The following is a 25,405-nucleotide window of genomic DNA, read 5'->3' on the forward strand; positions in this document are numbered from 1 at the left end:
AATTGGGTCTCCCTGGATGCTGAATACAAAGGGCGTACTAATTATTCTACTTATCATTTCATACACCCGAAAAACACTCAAATAAAACCAATCACATAAAATATCAATCTTTTATAAATTAAATTGTAAATATTTCAAATTATTTTTTGTAAAAAAATCAAACGTTTGTTTGAACCGAACTTTCATTTCCATCACTTTTTACCAAAGACCTTAAAACATTCACAACAACCTACCTTACAGTAAGTTATAAAAACCTTAAACAAACATTTTTCGCCCTCTCACTTCTACTTAAACAAGTGTTTAATTCATAGATTACTTACAAAAACAGCCTAAATCAGCTGTTTTTGCTCATTATAATCCCATAATTAAGTGTGACTTTTTTATAGAACATGTGTCCTAATAATAAAGGCAGAAAAGAAAGAAATAACCATTTAAATTAATTTGTCATGAACAACCTTGTTACTCACAATTTCACAAATTCACAAGAACAGTTTTACAATACTAGTCCTACGCAAAATTTAAAATCATTGATTGAAAAAGGGGATCTTCATTTCCTATCCGAATTCAATGAGATTTTCCCCGATTTTATTTCAAAAATCAAAAGTGCCAGCTCCAAGCTAAATGCCATGGACATAAAATTCTGTGTGCTTTTAAAAATGGGCTTTACCACCAAGGAAATCGCTAGTGTTACCAAAAGTACTGTCCGTGCAGTACAGTCAAGGAAATACCGGATCAGAAAACGCCTTGATGTTCCCAATGATGAGGACCTTAACCTCTTCATGGTTACATTTTCTTAATGGTTAAACATCTTATGTAAGAAGGTTTATAAAAAAATAATCTATAACTCTACTGATGACGGAAATCCACTAGTGGATTTCCGTCATTTTTTCGAACATGGCGTCCAAAACTCCTTTATCTCAACATACCTTTTCTAGCTGATATCAACAGCAAAAATTTAAAAAATTCCATACTAAATAAATATTATACAATTTACTCGTTGATCTCTATTTTATAAAAAATATCCATAATCACATTGCTTACTACCAAAACACTTAAAAACACCAGAAATAATCTAATGATAGGTAAATCATTAGATTATTTTGTATTTCAATCCATAAAAATAACTAAGTTTATATGTAATACTATGTTACTGACCAGCCCCCAAATACATCGCGCAAATCGATCATTGGTTTCAAGTTTCACGTATAGCAGGACATTGTTTTAGAATCTCTTAGGGAAGTTTATATGACTATCTCAAAAAACAAGGTGGATAAGGAATTAAACTACTCAAGTTTGGAAGATAACCAACTGATAGAGCAAATTGTAAAAAACAATGATTCTAAACTATTTGGAATCCTGTACGACAGGTATTCAAACATTGTTTACAATAAATGCATGAGTTTCGTAAAGAGCAAAGACGAAGCCCAGGATGTGACGCACGATATATTTATCAAGCTGTTCTTCCAGCTTAAAAAATTCAAGGGAGATGCCAAATTCTCCAGTTGGCTATATTCCTTCACCTATAATTTCTGTGTAAACTATATCCAGCGTAAATACCAGAAAAATAAGGAGACATTCCAGAGTTTGGACAACCTACAAAATCATCCCTATGATGAAATAGATGACAGTGAAATCTTTAAAATGCAGGCCGAACGCTTAAAAACCTCACTAAAGACCCTGGATCCCAATGACAAAATGATCTTGTTAATGAAATACATGGATGGAATGTCCCTGAAAGAAATCCAACATTCCATTGGAGTGGGGGAATCAGCGGTAAAAATGAGAATTAACCGTGCCAAACAGCGATTATTGGATATTTACAAAAATATTGACCAATGAATAATCCTTTTCAAGAAATAATCAGCGACGAAAAATTACCGGAATATATCCGCCAAAAGGTGATTGACGACATCAATCTGATAAGATTATCGATTGATATGGCTGACCTTTTCATGGTAAAGGGCCCTAATGTATTGGGAACTTTATTTGATGATGAAAATGAAAATCCAGAGGTTTAAATTTACTACTATGAAAGATGTTTTTAACAATACTGATTGGAGTTTATATTTGGTAGACAACACACTTAAACAAATCAGTGAACTACTGCCGAGACTATTGGTATTCATTGTACTGCTGATAGCAGCTTGGCTGATTATGCGTGGACTTCTTTTCCTAATTAAAAAATTACTTAAGCTATCAAAGATCGATGATCTGGCCCACAATTTAAGTGAGAGCGAACTTTTTAACCACATCAAGGTCAAACCTTCCGCTATCATATTGGCTTTTGCCAAGTTCTTTTTTATCCTACTGATCATCATTTTCAGTGCTGACTTCCTACAGCTCCACGCCGTTTCTGATGAAATCAGTAAGTTTTTGGGATATATCCCTCAAGTGTTCGTAGCCATGGTACTTTTCACCTTGGGCGTGTACTTGTCCATTGTGGTCAAAAAGTTTATTAGAGAACTCCTTAGATCCTTTGGATGGTCCGGAGCTTCCTTAATATCCAATATTGTCAGCTATATTATCGTGATCATCGTCGGCATTACGGCACTGAGTCAAGCGGGGATCAACACCCAAGTAATCACCGATAACCTTTCTCTGGTATTGGGCGCATTTCTGGCCTGCTTTGCCATCGCAATCGGTCTTGGATCCAGGGATGTGGTACAGAGAATTTTGTACAGTTTCTATTCCAAAAAGAATTACCAGATAGGTCAGTTCATTAAATTTGACGATATCGAAGGTGAAATCCTCGCTATTGACAACATATCCATCACACTTAAAACCGATAGTGGAAGGATGATCGTCCCTATCAAAGACTTGGTGGATACCAAAGTAAAAATATTGGACGATAAATAAGAAAAAAATTAAAGGGAGTTTCAAGGAAGCTCCCTTTTCTATATCGAAATATAATTTACTTTTTGCTTGGAAAGAAGTTCATCTTCAAAGCTCTCTCCCGTTTTCACAATCAGAATTATACTGGCCTTTGGGAATTTTGAACCCACATAGTTTACTATATGGGTAGTTTCTTTATACAATCCCACCATGATAATATCAGGAGATGGAGAACAATCATTAAGCCTTTTCCCCACTTGCGTAGAAGTACCAGTGTTACCCAAACAGGTAAACCTGGCCTGGCTTAAACTCTTTTGAATCTTCGCCCTTACTTCTGGATCATTTTCGATGATAAAGTAATTACAAGGTTTACCTGATCTGTACATAATCATTAATTTTAGATTGAAATCCAGTTTTGATCCGTTTAGTAGTTAAAGGAAAATAATTACCGGACAACAATCAAAATTAGCCCTACGCATATGTACGCAAGGGGATAAAATCTTCTTCCACGATGAAAAATATCCTTGTCCCAATCAAAAATCCCGGATTAGTCCGAGTTTGGCTTAAAGAATGGTTATAACTAGCAATCTTCCAAGGGCCGGAATGCCTTATTCAATATTACATTAACCACCTTTCTACTAGGGATTGATCCAAATCGCTTCAGTGAGGGCAGAAGGTATTTCCCCAGAGGCATTAAGGAAAATCTCTCTGGAAACACTTAATTCTTTCACAAAATCCTCATCCAGCTTAAGGTCTTTCCCATCCACCCGCGACCATTGACGGACATAATGCTTCAGTCCGGGACTCCCCCACCCTTCCGCAAAATACTGCAATGTGGGCTCTTGGAGCCCAAGCTGGTCAATCCAACGGTAAAGCGCATTCAGTCCCTTTTTGGATTCTCCGTTTTTCGCGGCACGTTTAAATTGGTCGAAGAAATAAGGCTCAGAGCGCAGATACCTTTGCCGTTTTTCTTGGTACCGCTTGACCAAGCGGGGCAAAAATTTCATCAAAAAATAAAACGATATGGCCATTAACACTATAATTGCTACCAACTTCTCGGGGCTTAGCCCTAGAAAGGTCAATGGTGCTTTCTCTTCTGCCGCTGAGACTTCGGCTTTTTGGGCAGTAAGCAGGGAATCCTTCAAGGTCTCCAACATCCCCAAATCGGGATTAGGCTTTACCAGGACCTTTACACTTGGAAGCGTGCGTTTATAGAGTTGCTGCTGACGGGGATTCCACCAAGTAAAAACCATCTCTGGAATTTCCACCTCTCCTTGCTTTTCAAAAAGATAACGTGTCACCTCTGTCCGTACCGCACCGATGGCTGTTTTGGTACGGATGTTTTGGACATCACTCCTGCCGGGATACTGGCTGACACCGGGAAGACTGTCCCAGGCCACCGGAGGTATCAATTGTGGCACCGTATTGTCTGCATTTCTGATGATCCTTCGCTGTATCACATCACCGACTTTTACATCCTTCAGATCTGCACTCCACTCCTGCCGAACACTCAAATCACTGGAAACCAACCAACTGCTCATATCGAATCCAGGTGGAATTGGGCGCACTTCGATCACCCGCTCTTTGGTCGTTACGGTGTGAGGCTTTCCTTTGTACCCTCCATCTGCTGGGGATTCCACCGCTATTTCCACGGCAGGAAATCGCACATCCTTGTTCGCAAAAGGAAAAACATGGTAGATCATCTCCACTCCCGGGTAGGTTTTTCCATTTCTTGACGTACTGGTGCTGACATTGCGAAAGAAAACAGTGTAAGCTCCGTTTACCTTTATATTGCCAGGATCCACCCCTTTTGTAAACCACGTAGACGTGTAGACGCGAACAGTAACCTGAACAGGCTCTCCCACATATGCCCTGCGCTTACTGAGCTGCACTTCGCTCCATAGGGTCTGCGCAAAAGCGGGCTGTAGCAAACAACAAAACACCACTACCCATAAAAATTTTGAAGGCCAAGAATTGCCTCCTCCTCTCTTATGTCTCAAAAACTTTGTGAGTACCCAAAAGCTTTTATTCCACATAGCGCTCATATATAGGCTACCAGCTGTTCTCATTGGAGTCAGGTTTCATTTTTTTACGCTTCACCTCAAATTCAAATTTCTTTTGTAAGAACCGGGCTGGATCATCATCGATTTTACGGAGCAGCACCTCCTGGTTATCATCAGATGTTCCGGCCATTTTCAGGTCATCAGGCACCTCATCAAGTTCTTTGGCTGTCCTGGTGCCAGTAGTGGCCGTTTCCGATAAACGCTCCTTTTCCATGTCCTTTTTCGTCGCTTCCTGTCCTCCACCACTGAGGTCTTCCATGCTTTTGTTTTGCCTGGCTTTGGCAGGGCCTTTTTCGGCCTGTTCTGCTGCCTGGGAAGGATCGATCTCACCACCGCCAGGCAGTACCTTGTCCAGTTGCATTTTACTGTCTTGGGCCACTTTTAACCCCGGATCTTGTGAAACCGCCATCCCAAAAGCCATCTGTGCTGCTGCATAATCACCGGTCTTGAAATAAGCCAGTCCCAAGTTATAGGAACCTATGGCAGTGGTATCTTGGCTAAATGCCTGGATGGCTTCTTCATAATCTCCTGCTTTGTAATAAGCCACACCTTGGCGGAGTGGATTGTCAAACAGTTTTGCCGCTTCCCCAAAATCCCCTGCATCACTTTTTTGCTGGCCTTGGTAATCCCTGGTGTACCATAAATCGGCAAAACGCTCCACAGGCTGCTTTTGACCACAGGAACTGAACATTACCACCAAGCCAAACACTACCCACCCGCGACGAAACCACATCAGCAGAAGGAGTGCCGCCGGGATGACCAACAACAAGCCCGCGTCCCTCCACTCGTCTTTCTTTTCTTCTGGTTGTTCGGTAAACTTCAGGTTCTCACGGACATTTTTGGCGATCAATGCCACATCACTGTCATCCAAGGTCAAGGTATGCACAGAACTGTTTTCTAGGGAATTGATCTGCCCAAGTACTGCGGAATTTAATGAAGAATGTACGGTCTTGCCATTGGCCTTTACCCCTCCGCTTCCTGCAAATGCGGGCACATCACTGCCAGCAGGAGTATTCAACGGCATAATTTCCAGTTTATGGTCTCCTGCCCCTACAAATTCCTGCACCAGGTCAAAGTCTTCCCCTTCAAAATCATCTGAGAACAAAAGTACCGTACCTGGCGCCGGGGTCACACTCATAAGGCTATCTGCCAAAGCCAGTGCTTTGGAAAGATCGGATCCCCTGAAAGGCATTACTTTGGGGCTTAATGTCTCGATATGGCTTTTGATGATTTTATAATCCCTGGTCAACGGCACAATGGTGTGCGCCGTCCCTGCATAGCCTACCAGTGCTACGCGTGCTCCCGGTCCTGCATCTAAAAAGTCTGTAATCTTGAATTTGGCCCGCTCTAACCTGCTAGGCTGAATGTCGTCGGCCATCATGCTTTGGGACAGGTCGAGTAAGATCACCATGGGCGTCTCGAGCACTTGACCTGGCAGTTCTATTTTTTTCCAGGTCGGCCCTGCCAATCCCAGGACTCCAAAACCCAGTGCTGCCATCAACAAAAGATGCATCAGCAGCTTGACCCGACCACTGCCTTTGCTGATCATATAAGGCCGAAGATGGGGGGCGATGTGCTTTTTCCAACTACTTTGTTCACGTAAATTGGCCAGCCCAAGCAAAAGCAACACCACCACTCCGGAAAAGCCCCAAAGCAGCTGTGGCCTCAAAAAGTGAAAGGCTCCCCAATCTATTGGAAACAAGTCATCAAACATCTCCATTTTTGTTCATTCCTTTTTTTATCACACCCACCAGGTTATTCAACAAACTGGCAATGAATATCAACATCATGGCTGCCGCCAAAGGGTACGCATACAGCAGGGTCACAGGGCGATGCTCCTCTTCTTCATATTCAATCGGCTCCAGCGTATCCACTTCTTGGTAGATCTGCTGCAATTGTTCCGCGTCCTTTGCCAGAAAATACCTTCCTCCTGTCATTTCAGCTATTTGCTGCAAGGTCTTTTCATCCAGGTCCGACCCTGAATTGCCTGGATTACCGATACCGATGGTGTAAACAATCACCGAGTCCTTTTTTGCCAAGTCTGCTCCATCCAGTGGCAATACATCTGTACCTGCATCCACACCATCTGTCAACAACAACATCACTTTGGTTTTGATGGTATCCTGATCAAACATATCAATGCCCTTGGTGATGGCCTTTCCGATATGGGTCATCTGACCGGCCATCCCTACATCTGCTTCCTCCAACATCTGGTCAACAGTAACCAGGTCAGGAGTAAAAGGCACTTGTATATAGGCATGGGTGGCAAAGAAAACCAAGCCCATCCGATCCCCCTTTCGCTTTTCTATAAAATCATGCATCAGGGATTTTACAGCATCCCATCTTCTCACTTTTTCCCCATTTACCTCCCAGTCTTTTTGTGCCATGCTAAAAGAAATATCTGCTGTAATCAAAAAATTCCGTGAAGTTTTCACTTTCATTTGGGGCTCTCCCACCAGCTGGGGAGAAGAAAGTGTTATGATGATCAGTATCCATCCCAAAATCAAAATCAACCAATTGAGAATAGAACGTCTTTTGACCAAGGCCGACTGTCGTGGCTTATCTCCAGTATAGTCCAGGGCCTTTTGGAATCCGGGGTATTGCAGCGCAGGGCTCTTAACCCGCAGGGGAGGGAGGACAATATACAGCAATACCGGCAATGGCAACAGCCAAAACATCCAGGGATAGGCGATTTCAAAATTAGCGGGAAACATGATCCTTGATCCACTTTTTAGTATTGGTAATAATTGCTGTCTTTACCTGCTCTTCGGGCAATTCATCTTGGTAAATCAGTCGGTCTATCCGCTCCTGCAAGGCAGCAAAACTGACCCCTTGGGCTTTTTTGTCCAAAAACTCATACCAGGACTTTCCGTACATCTCTCCCACTTTATTCCTTCCGTAAGCATGCATGGCCGTGCGTTTCAGCAATACAAAACTGTAAAACAGTGGGCGTTTACCGTTGACCACATTTTCCAGTTCAGAAAGGGCTTCCCGTCGGTAGCGATTTTTATGATACGCCCGGACCTGCAAAACCATCAATACCACAATCCCCAACAGCACCAGTCCACCCAAAATGGGCCAACCGATCGTGTCAAAAGTAAAGGACACGGCTTCCGGCTCCTGCAGCGGCCCCATGTCAAGACTTGCAGCGATTTGCGCCAATGAATCGGTCGTCAAAGTATCTTGCTTCACCATCAAGCTCATCGCTTTCCTTTTTTAAAATATGCTTTGATTTGGCTTTCGATTGGGCTCACCGTATCCACACTGAATACCGGTATTTTGTGTTTTTTCAAGGTAGCCTCAAAGGCCATCAGATCTGTATCAAAACCCTCTTCAAACTGCTTTCGTATATTCGCATTGCCGCCATCAATGCTCACTTGGAACCGCTGGTCTCCCGCAACAAATTTCGATTTCGGAATCTCCCGTTCCATCGGATCAAAGACCTTGGCCACCACCACATCATTATGCTGGGCAATTTGCTTGAGGTATTTTATGGTCTGTGGTGAATAACGGTGAAAGTCACCAATAAAGAACACTAAAAAATCATGGGTCACGATATTCCTGATGCGAGCAGCCGCCTCCTTGAGCGCCAAATCAAAATCGACAGCCTGTGAGGTCGCCAACTCTTGGTTCCTGGAAACGATTTTTTCCAATAGACGAAGAATATTTTTACGATCGCGCTTGGGAAAAACAATGTCTATCCCCTCATCTGCAAAGACCACTCCTCCGACGCGATCACCTTCCTTGAGCACCCGGAAGGCCAGCATTGCAGCCAACTCGGCTGCCACCACTGCTTTGGTACGTTTTTGGGAGCCAAAAAACATGGACTTTGACTGGTCCACCACAATTAATGCGGGTTTTTCCTTTTCTTCGGTAAAGACCCGCGTATGGGTTTGCTGCGTCCGAGCGGTAACTTTCCAATCAATATTTCGAATATCATCCCCCTTCACATAATTTCTTACTTCCTCAAAGTCCAAGCCCCTGCCCCTAAGCTTGGAGGCATGCTTACCGGCCAAAATAGTATTGACTTTTTGTTTTCTGGCCTGAAGGCTAAAATGATGCGCCAGGTACTCCATTCGAATCAATTCCTCCAGGGAGGTGAATACATCTTTGGGATATTTCTGTTGGATACTGGACATAAGGACGTTTTAAGCTACCACGGCTACTTTACTGATCATTTCCTCCAACACCTTGTCTGCTGTGACTCCTTCTGCATTGGCTTCATAGCTTAGGATCAGACGATGGCGCAAGCAATCATGCACCACTGCCCGAATATCCTCAGGAGTGACATGATCACGTCCTTCCATCCAAGCATGTGCCCTGGAAGCCCTGTCTATCGCGATGCTGCCCCTGGGACTGGCACCATACTCAATCCAACCATCCAGTTCTTCACTGTACTTTTCAGGATACCGGCTAGCGGAAATTATATCCACGATATACTTTTCCATGGCCTCGGAAATTTTCACTGTAGCAATTTCCTTTCTTGCCATAAAAATCACTTCAGGACTCAGCCTTTCCTTTTCTTCCCCAGGGGGATTTTTCTGCTCCTCCCTGTTGAGCCGGAGAATGGCCAGCTCGGAAGCATCGTCCGGATAATCAATGATCACATGCATCAGGAAACGGTCCATCTGTGCTTCGGGAAGTGGATAAGTACCTTCCTGTTCCACGGGGTTTTGCGTGGCCATGACCATAAAAAGCGGATCCATGGCATAGGTCTTACCTGCTACCGATACCTGTCTTTCTTCCATGGCTTCGAGCAATGCCGACTGTACCTTGGCAGGCGCCCGGTTGATCTCATCAGCCAAAATCAAATTATTGAAAACAGGCCCTTGTTGGAAAACAAATTTCTCTTTCAGCTCAGGCTGGTATATTTCTGTACCTGTAATATCGGAAGGCAATAAATCAGGGGTAAACTGGATACGGCTTAATCCACAATCCAATTCCCTGGAAAGGGTCTTGATCGCTCTGGTCTTGGCCAGACCGGGAAGTCCCTCCAGTAGCATATTGCCATTGGCCAGCAGCACCAAGATGATCCTTTCGATCAGTTTATCCTGGCCGATGATGGAGGCTGACATGCGGGTCTTGAGCTCCTGTATTGATTCATTTGCTGTCATGTAGTGGTTATTGAATACTGGTTATTTAATTATTGGGTCGACAGACCACTGTTACACTCATTAATTTATCATTGGACATTTGGGTGATCAGTGCTGTTAAAACACCAAAGCTAAAATGGGGCAGCTACAGACGAACTGCCCCAATTATAAGAGGTGAAAATCAAATAAATCCGGTTCTTAATTCCTAGGGGGAGTAGCTAACTGTTCTACCACCCTATCGATAGAAAGCGAAGAGCCTGTCTGAGGAGGGAAATCCTTAAAAGTAGACAAAAACTCTCCTGCATATCGTTGTGCAGGGACAAAGAGCCACATGTTTTCGGCATACCAACGTACATACATCCTGGAATCCGGTGAAACTTCATATGGATCTGCCCTAAGGTTCACGATCAATGGCCAACTTGGGGATTTTCGATACGCTTGGGAAATATCTCCTTCCATAATAGTGAAATGAATCTTCCACATGCCATAACGAATCGCGTTGAGGTTAGCTCCTGCATCGAAATAGAAGATTTCTTTTCGGGGAGACTCATCCACTTCACCTTGGAAATAAGGCATCATATTATAGCCATCCAAATGCTGTTTGAAGGTCTTGCCATTAGCTTGATACCCGTTCTTTACCTTTTCCTTGATATTCGGTTCACCTGCGGCAGCCAAAATTGTTGGCATCATATCCTCATGGCTGAAGATATCATTATATACCGTGCCCGGCTCGATCACCCCTGGCCAGCGAATGGCACAGGGAACCCTGAACCCACCTTCCCAGGTTGTTCCTTTTTCACCTCGGAATGGTGTGCTTCCTCCATCAGGCCAGGTAACTTTCTCTGCCCCGTTATCGGTTGAGTACATGACAATGGTATTGTCAGTGATACCCAATTCATCCAGTTTATCCAGTATTCGCCCAACGGCTTTGTCATGTTCCACCATACCGTCAGGATATATTCCGATTCCGGTAACTCCTTCACTTTCTTCCTTTAGGTGCGTCCAAATATGCATACGGGTGGCACTTAACCATACAAAGAAAGGCTTACCATCGGCATGTGCTTTTTCGATAAACTCGATTGCAGCATCTTCAAACTCCACATCCACGGTCTCCATTCGCTGTTTGGTCAATGGGCCCGTATCTTCGATGCTCCCGTCCGCAGTACTATGGATCACCCCTCTAGGCCCAAATTTCTTTCTGAACTCTGGATCATCGGGATAGTAATATCCTTCCGGCTCTTCTTCTGCATTCAAGTGATATAGGTTTCCGAAAAACTCGTCAAAGCCGTGGTTGGTAGGAAGGTGCTCATCCTGATCACCAAGGTGGTTTTTACCAAATTGTCCGGTAGCATAGCCCTGGGCCTTAAGGAGATCGGCAATCGTAGGCTGCGATTCCTGAATACCATGCGAATCCCCTGGCATACCAATGGTCAATAGGCCAGTCCTAAAGGGATGCTGTCCCAATATAAAAGCCGCTCTTCCTGCCGTACAGGACTGCTGGCCATACCAGTCGGTAAAGACTGCTCCTTCGTTCGCTATCCGATCGATATTGGGCGTTTCATAGCCCATCAACCCGTTGTTGTTAAATCCGACATTGGACCAACCAATATCGTCACCCCAAATAACAAGGACATTGGGCTTGTCTTGGGCCTCTGCCATCTGCCAGCTACCGGCAGCCACAAGGCAGGTCATTATTAGTTTTCTAATCATATTCAAAAGTTTAGTAATTATATAATTTTATTTATTGTTTGGGTGTAAAGCTGCCCGGTTCCTGCCGGGGAGGAAATTCCTCGAAGGTGGCCATAAAATTTGACACTAATGTTTGAAGGGGTACTATTGTGTACATCCTTCTTAGCATCCAATCATCGTAATATGAAGATTGCTCTGGTGCCTCTTCGAATGGATCAGCATAGAGATCTATTACCAATGGAGCCTTTCTAACTTCCTGGGCATATTGCCAAGCTCCCATGCCATGATGGGCTTGGGTAGAAAAATGAAATTTAAACCTTCCATACCTAACAGCTCCCAGGCTTCCATCATCCACAAAGGCAAAAAATTCTTTTCTTGGCCCCTTAACTGTCTCCCCCGTAAGATAAGGGAGGTAATTATAACCATCCAGATGGACTCTGTAGGACATCCCTCCTACGGAATGGCCGTTGAGCAGCTTGGACTTAATATCTGAATCCCCTGCAGCCGCGAGCAAAGTGGGCAGCATATCCTCTAGGGAAATAATCTCATTGGAAACTGTACCGGCTTGGATTTCTCCAGGCCAACGAATCATAAAAGGAATACGGATACCGCCTTCCCAAGTAGTCGCCTTTTCTCCTTTAAAAGGTGAGGTTCCGCCATCTGGCCAGGTAAATTTTTCAGCTCCGTTATCTGTTGTGTAGATCACGATTGTATTCTCAGTAATCCCAAGTTCATCAAGTTTATCTAATAATTGACCTACCTGATCATCATGTTGCTTCATGCCATCGGCAACAATACCAAGACCAGTAGTCCCACTGTATTCCTCACTTAAATGGGTGAAAATATGCATCCTGGTGGTATTGAACCAAACGAAAAATGGTTTATCAGCCTCGTGTTGCTCTTCCATAAAATCAATGGTAGCGTCCAAAAATTCCTGGTCAATGGTCTCCATACGCTCTTTGGTCAATGGCCCTGTATCTTCCACGGGCCCATCAGCACTTGCCCGCATTACGCCACGTGGCCCATATTGCTTCCTAAAATTGGGATCTTTCGGATAATCAGGGTTTTCGGGCTCCTCTTCAGCATTTAAGTGGTATAAATTGCCGAAAAACCGATCAAACCCATGGTTGGTCGGCAGGAATTCATCAAGATCTCCCAAGTGGTTTTTACCAAATTGTCCGGTAGCATAGCCATGCGGCTTCAATAACTCTGCGATAGTGGGGTCTTCCTTTTGCAATCCTAATGGATCACCTGGCATACCGATCTTTAACAACCCTGTCCGCTTCGGACTCTGTCCTGTAATAAAGGCCGCTCTTCCAGCTGTACAGCTTTGCTGCCCGTATGCATCGGTAAACCGCATACCTTCTTTGGCTACGCGGTCAATGTTCGGAGTAGTGTAGCCCATCATTCCGTCATTGTAGGCGCTTGTATTAAACCAGCCAATATCATCACCCATGATCACGACAATGTTTGGCTTTTCCTGTGCCACCACATGACTGAAACCTGCTAAGGCCAAAATCACTACCAATAATAAAGGTGTGCTCTTTTTCATAACTTTATTTAAAAGTGGATCAATCAGTAAACTGTTGGAATGAATAAGTTAGGGAATATCACCTTCTAGGCTGGGGCATTTTGTTTACTGGGTGCCAAGATTAAACGAATATTGGCAAATCATGGAGGATTGGGCAGAATTCAATGAAACCACGAAACCATCTATATAGTATCACTGAGCATTCCAGGACTGTTCCTAAATAGGGATACCTATTTGGAATTACTGGCGGCCAAGAAAACAATCGTCAAATTGAAAAAATGAACTATTTACACCCCTAAATCCCCTAAAGGGGACTTTCTAAAGCTCCACTTTAGGGGATAGGGGGCATTTTAGGAATTGGAATAAAATCCCTCATTTTCTATTTAAAGACCGTTTTTGATCATATTTAAAATTTAGGCGGACGCTAATAATTTGGAATATTATACCTGGCCATCGCTGGATTGGCTTTAGCTTTTCCTTTCCTTTAATTCAGAGCAAATGTTGATCAAATAAATTTTCATGAACGCTGCACATTTCCATTGATGCCCCAAGGAAATCCTATCGAAAAAATGAGCCGGCCATCGTGTCTTACAATGTGAAATTCATCACTGACGCACAGGATGCACTTGGTACGATCCCTGAAAAGAGGAGTTTAGGGGAAGGGCCTGAGTACTGGCTCACAATGGATTTTTCCAGTGTTGATTACGATCAGCCTCAGGTTTTATGGCTATTCGCACCTTTGGTACTTTATTTAGCAGGTAAAAAAATCTATCACAACAGAACACTTCGGATGTTGCAATCATAAGAAGACCAATCGCTTACCGATAACGCGAAGCTCTATCGGTAAGCTGATTGTTTTTATTCTTTACAAAATACTCGGCAGCAAGCTCCCCAGGTGTGATCCAAAAGCCAAAATCAAACACGAAATCACTGCTCCAATGCTAATGGCCAAAAAGGAAGCCATACGTGGCAACTTAAAAATATAGGCTGCAATGGTTCCCATATACACTCCTGTAAAAGGCAAAGGAATCATCACAAACACCATCAAGCCCCAAAAACCATACTTCTGTATCTTATCGCCTACGCCACTCTTGGCGCGGCGCATCAATTTCACCGTCTGGCTTTTGTACATCCTATACTTCCATAGGCGATTGTTAAAATTGTCGATCAAAAACATCATGATCGGAAACACCAGCAAGTTGGCAACAAGCCCAACTCCAAGGGCCGTCAGTGGATGGAGGCCATTAAGGACTCCATAAGGAATACCCACCCTGGACTCACCAAAGGGAGATATACTTAGTAAAAAGGTATATATTATTATATTGATCATTTGTCATTAAAGTAAATCGTAAGAAATCTTTTATCACTCCTCCTGTGTTGTGACCCACTTATTATAGCAGGTCCTCCGTAAATCAGAAGTGAGTAAATGGAGCTTGCAAAGAAAGCGTATGTAAGCTTAACAAAAAGGAGGAGCCCTTCCAGAAAAATGAGGCACTACACCTGACCTCAATAAAGTCTTTCTTACTGACTTATAAACACTTGAAAAAACTTGGTGTTGTAATTCGAAATTTACTGATTGAAGAAAAAAAGTTTTACTGAGATGCTGCTCATGATCATTAAAACTTGTTCGATCCCCAGCAATATGAACATGAACATTACTCCCTGATAGGATAAGTTCCTGACCACTGGCCTTCAGGACGGTTTTCCTGACGGCTTTGGACACAGAAGCTTCTTCCATTTCCCCCATGAAAATGGTAAAGGCCACCAGGCAAAACAGAAAGAAAACAATCTTGGAACATTTGTTCATTGCCGCGAATGTAGAAACTTTTAGTTGATTTTGACAAAAACGCCAAAACTTTTATACGTATAAATTGATTTCAAGTTTAATGCCAAAAGTAAAAAACATGACACAATAACCATTTTATTATTTCACACCTACCATTTGGCAGCCTTTTGAAGATCAAAAAAGAGGCAAAACCAATCGATCCACCACCTTGGGCACCGGGTAGTTCTGCCTCCTGATGAATGTTTCCTTTTAGGATAAGGCCTCCGTCCGCACTTTTTCTACATCATCTGGCGCTATTGGTAGCGGAGTTCCCAGCAGGTCAGCGCCTGACTCAGTGATCACCAAGTCTTCTTCTACCCTGATCCCACCAAAGTCACGGTAAGTCTCCAGCTTATCATAATGGATAAAATCCTTGAATTTACCTTCCGCCTTATACATATCGATCAACTCAGGAATGATATAAATCCCCGGCTCCACTGTAATGACATTGCCTGTCTCCAGTGCTTTGCCAAGCCTGAGTGATTTCAGGCCAAACTCAGTGGATTTTTTCAGCTCTGGCGTATAGCCCACATACTGCTCTCCGAGGTTTTCCATATCATGTACGTCCAGCCCCATCATATGTCCAAGGCCACATTGGAAGAACATGGTATGCGCCCCTGCCGCCACTGCTTCTTTGGCATCACCTTTCATCAGGCCAACCCCTTTGAGTCCATCCACCAAGGTTTCGGCAGCCAATAGGTGAACATCGAGGAAGCGCTTGCCCGGACGAAGTGATTCGACAGCTGCCCGGTGAGCGTTATAGACGATTTGATACAGTTCTCCTTGCCGTGCATCAAACTTGCCGCTGACAGGGAAGGTTCTGGTCATATCACCTGCATAAAACTCAGTAGATTCGGCTCCCGAGTCAAACAGCATTATATCCCCTTCCTTGAGCGTGTTGCCGTAATAATGATTGTGCAAAGTCTGTCCATTGGTCGTAGCAATCGGAGGAAATGCCAAGGAAGCATTATACGACCTGGCCACACTCGTAGCCACCGCCACCAGCTCATATTCCTTCATCCCGGCCCTGGCAGCCTTCATCACAGCCAGGTGCACCGCAGAAGTTCGGCTTGCTGCTTCATCCATTTCGGCCAGCTCCTCGGAAGACTTGATATTACGCTGATTGGCCACGGCCTGAATCAACTTCACAGAAGGCATGTTTTCGACTTCCTCGACAGACTTGCCCAACACTTCACGAAGCTTCAATACATGCTCACCCCTGTAGGGAGGTAATATATGGCAATCCCCCTTGACAAAATCAGCCAATTTCCCCAAAGAAGCCGTATTCACCACACCTACTTGTTCTCCAAGCTCAGCGATGGTTGGCTGTGGACCGGTCCATACAATATCATCTATTTGGTAATCATTTCCGAAAATATGATCCTTGTCCGTATCACAATCGATTACCCCTACCAATCCCGGAAGGGATATCCCGAAGTAATATAAAAAGGTGCTGTCCTGCCTGAACGGATACCAGTTATGTTTAAAATTGATGCTTGCTTCATCGTTCCCCAAAAACAACAGCCGGCCACTGCCCATAGCTGCCCTGAGCCTGGCCCTTCTTTCTTGATAAATCTCTTTTTTGAACATTATAAGTGGGTAGGTTAAATTAATGAACTACAAATGTCCGAAAGTATTTGGACAAACAAAAAAAGGAGATTGGTTATTGGTACAATTTGGATACACCTAGGTTCCCAACATTACTTTTACTCAAAAAAACAAAAGTTGCCACCCACAGCTCCCCCGTATTTCCGGGAAAACCTCATTTCACTTTGTGCGGTGCTTCCAATGGACGCTGTGGGAGAACTTATATGGCTTGAAATCGAAACTAGAACGAGAAATCATACTGCACCCTTACACGCCAGTCATTGGCTTCGCGGTTCATGGACAATTCGTCAAAATCAAATAAGGTCACATCTGCAGTGAGTTTATTCAAATGCCCATTAAAGAAACAATTTACCGCTAACGTATATTCCTCCTCACTGTTGTTCGGCAGACTGAGCTCGGGCTGGTAATACGCATACCTGGCGGCTACTTCCAAAAGCGGCTTCCCGGTCTCTACTGCTCCGTGATTAAAGATATAACCGCCCTGTAGGTAAAAGCCCGCCAAGTGTCCAGTATCGCCTCCTATCCTGTCGTTGATCCGCTTACGATGATACTCACTTTGCCAGCTAAAAGCCTTATACTTTAAGGCTGTTTCCACTACCCATTGCTCTACGTCATATTGCCCGGGCACTCCCCCTTGGTACTCCAGCAGTTCTCCGCCTCCACTGGAAGAAAAACGGGTGTAAGGACTGGTATTGGTGGCTCCGGCCAGCGCCAGAGAAGCCTGTGGTTTATCGTGATAGCCCAGATCCGATCCAGAGATCGAAGGACCATCACCCAAAAAATTCCAAAACACTTTGCCCACATACATGAGCTTTTTATCATCATTTTCCCTTGCTCCGCGTCCCATCCCGGTCAAGACCGCCAGGTGATAGTTGAAGTCAGCAAGACCGCCCTGGTCTATCCTACCATAAATGGAAGCTCCCTGCTGGCGATCAATGGTAAATGGCCTGTTTATCAAAGACCGTTCCAGCATCTGTTGCTTTCCACTGGAAATGGATCGCTCACGGGTATATTCCATCTTCCATTGTCCTACCTTAAAGCTCAGCCAGGGCCATTTCTCCACCATCACCCTGAAATCCAACAGCCTACTTGCCCCAAGTTCATACTCAAAGTAGTATTTTAGCCATGGTTGATAAGCATGTCCTCCCACCTTAAGACGTGCCCGGTTGATTTTGAACACATGCTGGTTTGGAGCACTGTAATCGTCAAAGGTCAAAGGATCCTGATCTGCAGAAAAGGCATACCTAAACTGCAACCTTCCTGCTATCTGCAATTGGAATTTATTATCAGGAGTAGTAAATTGGAATCCCTTGGAAGTGTGTCTGATATCCACTCCAAGTGAATCTGATGATGTCGTCTGGGCATTGGTATGTACAGCAAATCCTACCCATACACAGACGGCAACACACAGTTTGCCCATGTCCATAAAGCGGTTTTCTTTTTTATTTTAAATTTAAGCATTAGGAACATTTAAATGATCCGGTTCCTTGCATTTCCAGATCAAATAAATGTTAAATAATATCGTGAAGGTCTATCACTGAAATCGGGCGCAAAATTAACGCTTTGACCACTAGATGATCGCTAACAAGTGTTAACTTTTTGTTAACAAACAATTTGAAAGATAACAATAAGATAAATACAATCAAAAAAAACAATCCGTTCACCCCCTAATGCTGCGTCCAAAAACCGCTAAAAAAACCATTAAAAATTCAACATTCCATAAATTGAGTAAAATACCCAAAATACATATAGCAATGAAAAAATCAGGTGTATACATAGCAGAGGACCATTGATTCACCAAAGGAATAATCCAGTCATAATTCATCTATTCCTGTCGCTATTACTGCTGAGTTCCACCTTTTTTTTTATCTTTGTCCAGTGAAATTCAAAACTATTTCCTTAACAAAATCTACACAACATGCCCGAGGTTAAACTCTTTGCCGGAACAAATACAAAAAAACTGGCAGATTCCATTGCAGGAAATTACGGACAAGATTTAGGGGCCATGACCCTCTCCAAGTTCAGCGATGGGGAAATGTCGCCCAGCTTTGACGAGTCCGTCAGGGGATGTCACGTGTTTTTGATCCAGTCCACCAATCCAAATGCGGACAATCTTCTGGAGCTTTGCCTGATGATAGATGCCGCAAAAAGAGCAAGTGCCTATAAGGTCTGTGCAGTGGTGCCTTATTACGGATATGCCCGCCAGGACCGCAAGGACCGCCCTCGCGTATCCATCGCAGCCAAACTGATCGCCAATATGATCATGTCCGCCGGTGCTGACAGAATCATGACCTGCGACTTGCATGCTGGACAAATCCAAGGTTTTTTTGATATTCCCTTGGATCATTTGAATGGATCTGCTATTTTTGTGCCCTATTTGAAAAGCCTGGACTTGGGCGACAACCTGATCTTTGCTTCCCCTGATGTGGGAGGTGTGAGCAGGGCAAGGGCTTACGCCAAGCATTTCGAAGTAGACATGGTGGTCTGTGACAAGCACCGTAAGCGCGCCAACGAAATCGCCTCCATGCAAGTGATAGGCGATGTAGAAGGGAAAGATGTAGTTTTGGTCGATGACTTAGTGGACACTGCCGGCACCATGTGCAAAGCTGCCGAAATACTCCTGGACAAAGGCGCAAATTCGGTCAGGGCGATTGCAACACACGGGGTCTTGTCTGGAAAGGCATATGAAAACATTGAAAATTCCAAGCTGTCCGAACTGGTCATCACCGATACCATTCCGATCAAAAAGGAATCTTCAAAGATCAAAGTCCTTACCGTGGCAGAGTTATTTGCCAAGGCCATACACGCAGTGACCGGAAACGATTCGATCAGTGCATTATTTGTTTAGTATTTCTTATTTATCACATATTTAATATAAAAAACTATGAAATCGTTAGAGATTATAGGGTTTAAAAGAGCAAATCTCGACAGTCCTTCCGTATCGGAAATCCGTGAAGAAGGAAATGTTCCTTGCGTGGTTTACGGACCTGGCATCAAAGAGCAAGTGCACTTCTATGCTCCCGCTATCCTTTTCAGAGAGCTGCTTTACACTCCTGAAGTACATATGGTAGCGCTTAACATCGAAGGGATCAAAGTAAAGGCCATCCTTCGTGAAGCACAATTCCACCCAGTAAGTGACGTGCTTCTTCATGCGGACTTCTTGGCCTACAGCGACAAAAAGCCTATCAAAATGGACATCCCTGTGGACATCAAAGGATCTGCACCAGGTATCCTTAAAGGTGGTAAACTGGAAATGAAAACCAGAACGCTAAGCGTAAAAGGACTTGCTCAAGATCTTCCTGACAGCATCCCTGTTTACATCTCGAACCTTGAACTAGGTAAATCTGTAAAAGTACATGAAGTGAAAGCAGAAGGTTTTGAAATCCTGACCAATCCAAGTGTATCTATCGCTACCATCGGTATCCCTAGAGCACTTAGAGGTAAGAAAAATACTGAAGAAGAGGACGAAATATAAACCGTTCACACTTCTGAAAGATAAGTACCCAATCCTGTCAGCATTCACATGTTGGCAGGATTTTTATTTTGGAAAAATGCCAAACTTAGACATACCATGAAATACCTTATCATTGGACTTGGAAACATTGGCCCTGAATATGAGCTCACCCGGCATAATATTGGATTTTTGACATTGGACAGGTTTGCAGACCAAGAAAATGCCCAATGGAAAAGCAACCGTCTTGCCTTTACCTCAGAGGTCAAATTTAAAGGAAGGACCCTCCACCTCATCAAACCGACCACCTACATGAACCTCAGCGGCAAAGCGATGAACTACTGGATGAAAGAGCTAAAGGTTCCCAAAGAAAACACACTGGTGATCGTTGATGACGTGGCCTTGCCCTTCGGTAAACTCCGCCTAAGAGCCAAAGGGTCATCAGCGGGCCATAATGGACTAAAAGACATCGAAGCTATGACAGGCGGACAAAACTACCCCAGACTGCGTTTTGGCATCGGCGATGACTTCCCAAAAGGAAAGCAAATAGATTATGTACTGGGCAACTGGAGCCAACAGGAAATCGACGCACTGCCCCTATTCATGGACAAATCGATAGAAATCATCAAAGGATTTTGCACCATCGGCATAAACATGACCATGAGCCAGTTTAATGATTAGAAGCCTGTTGGCAGCACCTGGCAAATGATCAATTAATAATGGAATACATTAATGCATGGCCCGCATATTTAGCGATATAACTTCAGAATATGACAAATAGAGTATGTATCGGGCACTTTCCAACATTGTAACATTAGAACCTTCTAAACCTCAAACCATGAAAAGCATCAACTTAGGCCTCCAAATCGTCCCGAAAAGCACTTCATTAGACAGCTACAGCTTGGTGGACAAGGCCATCGAAGTCATTAGTACCTCAGGTGTAAAATATGAAGTAACCCCATTCGAAACCGTCATGGAAGGACCAGAGGAACAACTGATGGAAATTGCCAAAAAAGCACAGCAGGCGGTATTGGAGGCAGGGGCGGATGAAGTATTGGTATATTATCGGATACAGATACGGAAATCAGGGGATGTAACCATGGGAGAAAAAACGGATAAGCATCGCCATTAACCGCCCCGGTAAAAGCACCCAGGGCAGAGGACGCTAGCTTACCAGCCTGATCCCGATTAAATCAGGTTTTATAACACCCCTGACTGGAATCAAGACGGATCATTGTCCCCCCGAAAACATTCTGACACCTATTGGATATCACTACCTACCAACGCGTTCCTTGAGTTTAGATTAAGACAAAGGATGGTCAAAAAAAGACAGCCTATTCATTCTTTCATCTACCTGCCTCCTACTTCAACCAAATATTTTTCCACTATTTCAATTTTTCAACACCAATCCCAAAACAATACTTACTACAAATCCAGTTTTGCGTACATATGCGTATGTATAAAATGAAGGCATGACATTAAACTTCCTATATTTAGGCAAAATACAGCAATATAAAACAAATTGCTGATCAGTTGTGTTTATTTGGAAGGAAACACACTCCTTTCCAAAACAAATCAATTTTATAAGACAAAACACTAATCACCTCGAGATCATGAAGCATTTTACTACGTTACTTCTACTGGGAGTCCTATGCTCGCACCAAATTGTACAGGCACAAATTAAATCCGTCCAATATGATGTAGTTCGCAATCAAATCAATGAAGGAAACCCTCTTCCCTCAGAGGAAATATTCTATATCAAAGGTATCATTCCAGAGGGAATCTCCTACATCGAAAGTAAGGTGTACCAATCCTCAAAAAATATCAACAAAGCAGAAACCTACACATGGAAGCAGCCCTTTAACTTTCAAGTGAATCAATATGAAATCCTGGTCACTGATCCGTTACGAAGCAATGAAAAGTATACCATTGAACTGTATTACTACCAGCGTGCAGACCAAGCACAAATGGAGGATCTAAAAGCCTCTGTTAACCATAATTTGGCCGCTTATATCAAAGCAAACCTTGAGATTTCAAAGGGAAAAATCCATGCTTATAACAGCAACAAGGTAATGCTGGCCCAACTGGATAAAATCGTTTCTGACGGGATCAAAAACTACAGCCATTTTATCAATCAGGACTTCAGTGGGTTCAGTGATATCGTCAAACAAAAGCTGAAACAACGCGAAGAAATAAAGCTTAAAAAGGCCAAGTTCAATCTATTGGGAAAGAAAAAAGGAAGTGAGGATAACGAACGTGCCGTCTATGCCTATCAGTATATCGACGAGCTTATCGCTCTTTTACAAAACGAAACCAATCAATACCTTTCCGACAATATGTTTGCCCTGGTAGACATCAGGTCAATGGAAGCTTACCCAACGGTAAATAAACCATCCAGCATTCCGCTTAATTTCGGTTATGGAGGATTTGCCATGAAACGATCATTTCCAGACACCGAATATTTTAACGGTATGTATGCTGGTGTTTCTGTCCCGCTGGGAAACAAAGCATTCACCAAGTTCCTTGGCAATGCCTCATTTTCCGCAGGAGTTTTCTTACAAAATTTTGAGACGGAAAACGGTTCCAAAATCTCAGGGCCTTTTGTAAACCTCCCCATTTATGCTGGATTAGGCTATAAGGTTTTCCGTGTTTTCCGCTTCAACGCAGGCCTTGTGGCGGTCACTACCGAAACCCCTGGCCTATCGAATGACAACTTCAACCTACAGCCGTATGCCGGCTTTAGCTTGGAATTCAACGTCTGGTTGGGACTGAACAACAAATAATTTAAAGCCACTATGAAACAAGTTATATTAGTACTGTTTGCCCTCTTGGCTGGCCGTTTTGGGCAAGCCCAACAGGTAAACTATAACTGGCGTATAGGGGTCAGCGGAGGCTTTACCAACTACTACGGCGACCTCAGCCCCTATCCTGTAGATGGTATCGGTGAATTTTCCAATGCCCTGAAACTATTTACCTATAACAAAAACTATACAAAAGACTATTCTGGCCAGTTATCACTGGAAAGGAGACTTACCCCTACTACAGGACTAAAGGTTCATTACGGTCAATATCACTTTGGAATGAGTGACCGCTATATGACCCCCAGTGGAAAACTACCGGGGGACACGCCCCACTTTGACCGTGCTCTGAACTTCCGTACCTCCATGGAGGATTTAGGGATCTCCTTGGTGTTTAGAGCGGACAACGGTAAATTCCTGGCAGAAAAGTCCATTATCGCCCCTTACCTTACCTTGGGTGGCGGATGGATGTGGTATGATATAAAAGGCGACCTACTCGACGCCGATGGCAGCCCTTACGATTACAGCACTTCTCCGGTAAAGTTGGATGAAACGTACGAGACGGTTCTATCCAGCATCGAAACTGAAGCCAATGGTTCTTACAATACCCAAGGATTATATGCAGCCTTGGGAATAGGATTCAGGATACGATTGGGCAATAAACTGGAGCTATTTGCACAAAGTACCTTTAACCACACTTTCACCGATTACCTGGATGATGTCAGTGGTTTATATAAGCAGGATTACCCCAGTGAATTTGAAGCCTATGCGGCTAAACCGGGAACAAACACTGTAAATACGGAAGCTCCCCATCGGGGCAATAAAAACAACGACAAAGACTGGTTTATCTACCATGGAGCGGGAATTAAATTCAGTTTTGGATCCGCCAAAAGTCATTTTAAAGCCCCCCAGGTGACTTCTTCTTACAATACCTCCCCACCGGTAATCATGGCTAAAGCATCACCAGAGCAAATCCTCAACAAGACGGATTCTCTGACTCAACCGCTAAAAAATGAAAGAATCCCGAACCAAAATGGCCCTTCAGTGGTCAATAATTATTACTTCCTTAACTGGGGAACGCCTCCTTACTGGAGCCAATTAAAGCGACAGGTAGCCACATTATCCTTGGATCTTGAAATCATGGATCAGCAACAGCTGCTGGATAGTGTACTTTATGAAAAATCCATCGTAGACAAAAAGCTAAAGGATTTCAAACGGGATACTACCCAAATTAAATCAGACAGCACCATGACTGAAATGGACAAACTTAAAGCCCTAAAGGAATTGGAATACTTTCAAAACCTGGAACAGGTCAAAAAAGACAGTCTTGAAAACCAATCTACCGCAATCCAAAATAAAATCAACGATCTTGAGCAACAAAAAGAACGTATCGGAATGAGTGCTGCCAACGACTCCTTGGCATACCATAACTATCTGTCACCCATAGCTTTTCAAAGCATGGATATACCTGGAAGTAGGAACCCATATTCCATTGCTCAACCGGACAGCATGCGCTTGAACACTGCCTCTTCATTTGATCAATCATCCAACCAGGAAGCCATTGTACCAATGGCTTCCGCTAGAGTGGCTGAAATTGAACAAATAGCGGAATCGGATAAAAATGCCGAAGCCATCGTTCCTAAAGCTGCCCCTGAAGCACAATATATTTACCTTCAACCTGGCGAAGCAACGCAAACGGACATCACGGTACAAGCGCCTGCCGCTGCTTACCAAAAGCAAAAAAGAAGCTGGATTCCAATTCCCATTTTCTTCGGAGGAAATAAAAACAAGGATAAAAAAAAGAACAACAAGGATACAGCAGACACATCTGAAAACTTGACAGCTTCTACGACACCATGGTATGAAAACATCTCAGAAGAGGATTACCAAAAGTATTATTTACCAGCGGCAGCCTTGGGAATGACCACTGCCGGTATCTTCATTGCCGCTGACAGTCAAGAAGCCCCAAACGCTTCGAATACTGCTAAGCCTGAGGAAATCCCCCATAACACTTCTGCTATCACCGCTGCTGTTCCCCAAGAGGCTACCAGCCGCGTGGACACCGTTTATATCAAAGGAAAGGATACCACCACCCTGTTATCCTCACGGACGGAAGTATACTTTGACCTGAACCAAAAAACAGTCGGTGATGATGAAAAAAGAAAACTGGAAAACCTGGCAAACTATCTTAAGCAACATCCGGAAAGCAAAATCAACCTAGAAGGCTATGCCGATAACACCGGCAATATCACTTATAACCTTCAATTGATCAAGGAACGTACCCAGGCGGTTAAGGACGTTATGATCAAGGATTTTGACATTGCTCCTGAAAGGGTAAAAACCCTCGATGGCGGACAAATCTTACGGAATCCTACCAAAAAGGAACCCAATCAATCCGATAGAAGAGTAGAAGTGTCGCTTATTTTCGAATAAGTGGTGAGTAGTGGACCGGGGCTTTCCATTTTATGGTGGCCCCGCTTCCTGTCATACCTTGACACATCCTCCTTTTATTTCA

At 43.7% G+C, this 25,405-nt stretch carries 23 protein-coding genes; 10 read left to right on the forward strand and 13 right to left on the reverse strand.

The annotated features are described in order from the left end of the window. Positions 1-527: 527 nt before the first annotated feature. The 4 genes from FKX85_RS20880 to FKX85_RS20895 all read left to right on the forward strand — a co-directional run bounded on the left by FKX85_RS20880 (position 528) and on the right by FKX85_RS20895 (position 2,856). Entirely contained in the window at positions 528-797 is a 270-nt protein-coding gene (locus tag FKX85_RS20880; protein WP_229239717.1) for a helix-turn-helix transcriptional regulator, read from the forward strand. Between the two features lie 448 nt (positions 798-1,245). Next, positions 1,246-1,839, forward strand: coding sequence for an RNA polymerase sigma factor (locus FKX85_RS20885; RefSeq protein WP_141616566.1), 594 nt, complete (start codon positions 1,246-1,248; stop codon positions 1,837-1,839). After that, positions 1,836-2,018, forward strand: coding sequence for a hypothetical protein (locus FKX85_RS20890; protein ID WP_141616567.1), 183 nt, complete (start codon positions 1,836-1,838; stop codon positions 2,016-2,018). The genes FKX85_RS20885 and FKX85_RS20890 overlap by 4 nt, the downstream gene beginning before the upstream one ends. Positions 2,019-2,028: 10 nt before the next feature. After that, on the forward strand, positions 2,029-2,856 hold the full coding sequence (locus FKX85_RS20895) for a mechanosensitive ion channel family protein (RefSeq protein WP_141616568.1): 828 nt from the start codon (positions 2,029-2,031) through the stop codon (positions 2,854-2,856). Positions 2,857-2,894: 38 nt separating this feature from the next. Here the strand turns inward: FKX85_RS20895 and FKX85_RS20900 are convergent, their stop codons facing one another. The 13 genes from FKX85_RS20900 to FKX85_RS20960 form a co-directional block, all read right to left on the reverse strand. Further along, positions 2,895-3,218, reverse strand: coding sequence for a hypothetical protein (locus FKX85_RS20900; RefSeq protein ID WP_141616569.1), 324 nt, complete (start codon positions 3,216-3,218; stop codon positions 2,895-2,897). A 252-nt stretch (positions 3,219-3,470) separates the two neighbouring features. After that, a complete protein-coding gene (locus FKX85_RS20905) occupies positions 3,471-4,832 on the reverse strand; it encodes a BatD family protein (protein WP_229239718.1) in 1,362 nt (453 codons plus the stop codon). 52 nt (positions 4,833-4,884) lie between these two features. Then, complete coding sequence (locus FKX85_RS20910; RefSeq protein WP_229239719.1) at positions 4,885-6,615, reverse strand: VWA domain-containing protein; 1,731 nt, start codon at positions 6,613-6,615, stop codon at positions 4,885-4,887. Further along, entirely contained in the window at positions 6,602-7,609 is a 1,008-nt protein-coding gene (locus FKX85_RS20915) for a VWA domain-containing protein (RefSeq protein ID WP_141616571.1), read from the reverse strand. Before FKX85_RS20915 ends, FKX85_RS20910 begins: the two co-directional genes overlap by 14 nt. Further along, positions 7,596-8,099, reverse strand: a complete 504-nt coding sequence (locus FKX85_RS20920) for a DUF4381 domain-containing protein (RefSeq protein ID WP_141616572.1) — start codon at positions 8,097-8,099, stop codon at positions 7,596-7,598. Before FKX85_RS20920 ends, FKX85_RS20915 begins: the two co-directional genes overlap by 14 nt. Further along, positions 8,096-9,034 (reverse strand): DUF58 domain-containing protein, encoded by a 939-nt coding sequence (locus FKX85_RS20925; RefSeq protein ID WP_141616573.1) that lies wholly within the window; start codon positions 9,032-9,034, stop codon positions 8,096-8,098. The genes FKX85_RS20920 and FKX85_RS20925 overlap by 4 nt, the downstream gene beginning before the upstream one ends. Before the next feature lie 9 nt (positions 9,035-9,043). Next, positions 9,044-10,009, reverse strand: a complete 966-nt coding sequence (locus FKX85_RS20930; RefSeq protein ID WP_141616574.1) for an AAA family ATPase — start codon at positions 10,007-10,009, stop codon at positions 9,044-9,046. A 177-nt stretch (positions 10,010-10,186) separates the two neighbouring features. Then, complete coding sequence (locus FKX85_RS20935; RefSeq protein WP_141616575.1) at positions 10,187-11,698, reverse strand: arylsulfatase; 1,512 nt, start codon at positions 11,696-11,698, stop codon at positions 10,187-10,189. A 31-nt stretch (positions 11,699-11,729) separates the two neighbouring features. Then, positions 11,730-13,229: an arylsulfatase gene (locus FKX85_RS20940; RefSeq protein WP_141616576.1), complete on the reverse strand. Its 1,500-nt coding sequence runs from the start codon at positions 13,227-13,229 to the stop codon at positions 11,730-11,732. An 844-nt stretch (positions 13,230-14,073) separates the two neighbouring features. After that, complete coding sequence (locus FKX85_RS20945; RefSeq protein WP_141616577.1) at positions 14,074-14,538, reverse strand: COG2426 family protein; 465 nt, start codon at positions 14,536-14,538, stop codon at positions 14,074-14,076. A 325-nt stretch (positions 14,539-14,863) separates the two neighbouring features. Next, positions 14,864-15,052, reverse strand: coding sequence for a hypothetical protein (locus tag FKX85_RS20950; protein WP_141616578.1), 189 nt, complete (start codon positions 15,050-15,052; stop codon positions 14,864-14,866). Between the two features lie 191 nt (positions 15,053-15,243). Next, positions 15,244-16,623, reverse strand: a complete 1,380-nt coding sequence (locus tag FKX85_RS20955) for an aminopeptidase P family protein (RefSeq protein ID WP_141616579.1) — start codon at positions 16,621-16,623, stop codon at positions 15,244-15,246. Positions 16,624-16,861: 238 nt separating this feature from the next. Next, a complete protein-coding gene (locus FKX85_RS20960) occupies positions 16,862-18,061 on the reverse strand; it encodes an OprO/OprP family phosphate-selective porin (protein ID WP_229239720.1) in 1,200 nt (399 codons plus the stop codon). Between the two features lie 498 nt (positions 18,062-18,559). Here FKX85_RS20960 and FKX85_RS20965 point away from each other — a divergent pair, with 498 nt between their 5' ends. The 6 genes from FKX85_RS20965 to FKX85_RS20990 all read left to right on the forward strand — a co-directional run bounded on the left by FKX85_RS20965 (position 18,560) and on the right by FKX85_RS20990 (position 25,323). Beyond that, positions 18,560-19,489 carry a ribose-phosphate pyrophosphokinase gene (locus FKX85_RS20965; protein ID WP_141616581.1) on the forward strand — a complete coding sequence of 310 codons (930 nt, stop codon included), beginning with the start codon at positions 18,560-18,562 and terminating at the stop codon, positions 19,487-19,489. Between the two features lie 36 nt (positions 19,490-19,525). Beyond that, complete coding sequence (locus FKX85_RS20970) at positions 19,526-20,116, forward strand: 50S ribosomal protein L25/general stress protein Ctc (RefSeq protein WP_141616582.1); 591 nt, start codon at positions 19,526-19,528, stop codon at positions 20,114-20,116. A gap of 96 nt (positions 20,117-20,212) precedes the next feature. Next, positions 20,213-20,773, forward strand: a complete 561-nt coding sequence (gene pth, locus FKX85_RS20975) for an aminoacyl-tRNA hydrolase (protein WP_141616583.1) — start codon at positions 20,213-20,215, stop codon at positions 20,771-20,773. A gap of 157 nt (positions 20,774-20,930) precedes the next feature. Beyond that, positions 20,931-21,224, forward strand: a complete 294-nt coding sequence (locus FKX85_RS20980) for a thiamine-binding protein (RefSeq protein WP_141616584.1) — start codon at positions 20,931-20,933, stop codon at positions 21,222-21,224. Between the two features lie 481 nt (positions 21,225-21,705). After that, a complete protein-coding gene (locus FKX85_RS20985; RefSeq protein ID WP_141616585.1) occupies positions 21,706-22,875 on the forward strand; it encodes a hypothetical protein in 1,170 nt (389 codons plus the stop codon). 12 nt (positions 22,876-22,887) lie between these two features. Continuing rightward, entirely contained in the window at positions 22,888-25,323 is a 2,436-nt protein-coding gene (locus FKX85_RS20990; protein ID WP_141616586.1) for an OmpA family protein, read from the forward strand. The last annotated feature ends 82 nt before the right edge of the window (positions 25,324-25,405 follow it).

The sequence above is a fragment of the Echinicola soli genome, assembly GCF_006575665.1.
Taxonomy (GTDB): Bacteria; Bacteroidota; Bacteroidia; order Cytophagales; family Cyclobacteriaceae; genus Echinicola; species Echinicola soli.

What these genes read in the sequence shown, in the direction of transcription:
- FKX85_RS20885 (WP_141616566.1), top strand. Translation starts at nt 1,246, where the DNA reads ATGACTATCTCAAAAAACAAGGTGGATAAGGAATTAAACTACTCAAGT.
- FKX85_RS20890 (WP_141616567.1), top strand. Translation starts at nt 1,836, where the DNA reads ATGAATAATCCTTTTCAAGAAATAATCAGCGACGAAAAATTACCGGAA.
- FKX85_RS20895 (WP_141616568.1), top strand. Translation starts at nt 2,029, where the DNA reads ATGAAAGATGTTTTTAACAATACTGATTGGAGTTTATATTTGGTAGAC.
- FKX85_RS20900 (WP_141616569.1), bottom strand. Translation starts at nt 3,218, where the DNA reads ATGTACAGATCAGGTAAACCTTGTAATTACTTTATCATCGAAAATGAT.
- FKX85_RS20910 (WP_229239719.1), bottom strand. Translation starts at nt 6,615, where the DNA reads ATGGAGATGTTTGATGACTTGTTTCCAATAGATTGGGGAGCCTTTCAC.
- FKX85_RS20915 (WP_141616571.1), bottom strand. Translation starts at nt 7,609, where the DNA reads ATGTTTCCCGCTAATTTTGAAATCGCCTATCCCTGGATGTTTTGGCTG.
- FKX85_RS20920 (WP_141616572.1), bottom strand. Translation starts at nt 8,099, where the DNA reads ATGAGCTTGATGGTGAAGCAAGATACTTTGACGACCGATTCATTGGCG.
- FKX85_RS20925 (WP_141616573.1), bottom strand. Translation starts at nt 9,034, where the DNA reads ATGTCCAGTATCCAACAGAAATATCCCAAAGATGTATTCACCTCCCTG.
- FKX85_RS20930 (WP_141616574.1), bottom strand. Translation starts at nt 10,009, where the DNA reads ATGACAGCAAATGAATCAATACAGGAGCTCAAGACCCGCATGTCAGCC.
- FKX85_RS20935 (WP_141616575.1), bottom strand. Translation starts at nt 11,698, where the DNA reads ATGATTAGAAAACTAATAATGACCTGCCTTGTGGCTGCCGGTAGCTGG.
- FKX85_RS20940 (WP_141616576.1), bottom strand. Translation starts at nt 13,229, where the DNA reads ATGAAAAAGAGCACACCTTTATTATTGGTAGTGATTTTGGCCTTAGCA.
- FKX85_RS20945 (WP_141616577.1), bottom strand. Translation starts at nt 14,538, where the DNA reads ATGATCAATATAATAATATATACCTTTTTACTAAGTATATCTCCCTTT.
- FKX85_RS20955 (WP_141616579.1), bottom strand. Translation starts at nt 16,623, where the DNA reads ATGTTCAAAAAAGAGATTTATCAAGAAAGAAGGGCCAGGCTCAGGGCA.
- FKX85_RS20960 (WP_229239720.1), bottom strand. Translation starts at nt 18,061, where the DNA reads ATGGGCAAACTGTGTGTTGCCGTCTGTGTATGGGTAGGATTTGCTGTA.
- FKX85_RS20965 (WP_141616581.1), top strand. Translation starts at nt 18,560, where the DNA reads ATGCCCGAGGTTAAACTCTTTGCCGGAACAAATACAAAAAAACTGGCA.
- FKX85_RS20970 (WP_141616582.1), top strand. Translation starts at nt 19,526, where the DNA reads ATGAAATCGTTAGAGATTATAGGGTTTAAAAGAGCAAATCTCGACAGT.
- pth (WP_141616583.1), top strand. Translation starts at nt 20,213, where the DNA reads ATGAAATACCTTATCATTGGACTTGGAAACATTGGCCCTGAATATGAG.
- FKX85_RS20980 (WP_141616584.1), top strand. Translation starts at nt 20,931, where the DNA reads ATGAAAAGCATCAACTTAGGCCTCCAAATCGTCCCGAAAAGCACTTCA.
- FKX85_RS20985 (WP_141616585.1), top strand. Translation starts at nt 21,706, where the DNA reads ATGAAGCATTTTACTACGTTACTTCTACTGGGAGTCCTATGCTCGCAC.
- FKX85_RS20990 (WP_141616586.1), top strand. Translation starts at nt 22,888, where the DNA reads ATGAAACAAGTTATATTAGTACTGTTTGCCCTCTTGGCTGGCCGTTTT.